Source organism: Streptomyces sp. NPDC085946 (assembly GCF_044540485.1).
In the GTDB taxonomy this organism is placed as follows: Bacteria; Actinomycetota; Actinomycetes; order Streptomycetales; family Streptomycetaceae; genus Streptomyces.
The window spans coordinates 1-1424 of record NZ_JBITSF010000069.1 but is presented as its reverse complement, the minus strand read 5'-3'; the positions used below and the strand labels follow the sequence as shown (position 1 = coordinate 1424).

Annotated in this window: 1 protein-coding gene; it reads right to left on the bottom strand. The window is 64.7% G+C overall.

Going from position 1 to position 1424, the window contains the following annotated elements; genetic code table 11:
- Positions 1-28: 28 nt before the first annotated feature.
- On the bottom strand, positions 29-1345 hold the full coding sequence (locus tag ACIF8T_RS40480) for an IS630 family transposase (RefSeq protein WP_400042492.1): 1317 nt from the start codon (positions 1343-1345) through the stop codon (positions 29-31).
- Between the last annotated feature and the right edge of the window lie 79 nt (positions 1346-1424).

Sequence of the window (1424 nt, the reverse complement as noted above, 5' to 3'; positions counted from 1 at the left end):
CTAGTGTGATGCGCCTGAAATCGCAGGCTTAAGTCTCTTTCGTGTTTTTAGTGGATGGTGGAGTGACCTTGGTGAGGTAGTCGGCGAGGGATTTGAGGATCTCGTCGGCGGTCTTGGTCCAGGTGAAGGGCCTGGGGTTCTTGTTCCACGAATCGATCCAGGCCCTGATGTCGTCCTCCAGCGCCTTCACCGAGGTATGGACGCCGCGGCGGATGAGTTTGTCGGTCAGCAGGCCGAACCACCGCTCGACCTGATTGATCCAGGAGGAGCCGGTCGGGGTGAAGTGGACATGGAAGCGGGGGTGCTTGCCGAGCCAGGTCTTGATCTCGGGGGTGTTGTGGGTGGCGTAGTTGTCACACACCAGGTGCACATCGAGCCCGGCGGGAACCGCCTTGTCTATCGTGACCAGGAACTTTTTGAACTCAACAGCCCGGTGGCGGCGGTGCAGTTCACCGATGACGGTGCCGTCGGCGATGTTGAACGCAGCGAACAGACTGGTGATGCCGTGCCGCAGGTAGTCATGGGTGCGCCGCTCGGGCATGCCCGGCATCATCGGCAGCACCGGCTGCGAGCGGTCCAGCGCCTGAATCTGGCTCTTCTCGTCCACACACAACACCACCGCCTTCTCCGGCGGGTTGTGATACAGGCCGACGACGTCGACGACCTTCGCGACGAACTGCGGATCGGTGGAGAGCTTGAAGGCATCCTGCAGATGCGGCTTGAGGTCGAACTTCTTCCAGATCCGCCCGACGGTGGATTTCGACAGCCCGGTACGGGCGGCCATGGAGGCCCGTGACCAGTGCGTGTCCTGACCCGGGGTGGATTCCAGCGTCGCGACGACCACCTCCTCGACCTGGTCGAGCAAGATCGAGGGCGGCCGGCCCGGGCGCGGCTCGTCCTGCAGCCCGTCCAAGCGCTTGGCGATGAACCGGGCCCGCCAGCGGTTCACCGACTGCTCGCTCACACCGCATTCGGCCGCTACCTGCTTATTCGTCCTGCCCTCCGCGCACCCCAGCACGATCCTCGCGCGCAGAGCCAGGAACTGCGCGGTCTTCGCCCGCCTCGCCAGGCGCGTCAGCTGAGCCCGTTCGTCATCGCTGAGCACCAGCTCCGCCTTGCGCCGGCCCGGCCGCGGCTCATCCGCAAGCCCGGCCATCCGCCGGGCAGCAAACCGCAACCGCCACTTCCTCACCGTGTCCACGGTTACCTTGCACTCCGCCGCAACCCGCGTATTCGGCTTCCCCTCCGCGCACGCCAAGACGATACGTGCCCGCTCGACGAGACGAGGCGCCACCGCCCCGCCCGCCCAACGCAGCAACTCGGCGCGCTCCTCATCGGACAACACGACTTCGACAGCACGAGGACCTCGAGACACGAAAACAGGCTACAGACTTAAGCCTGCGATTTCAGGCGCATCACACTAG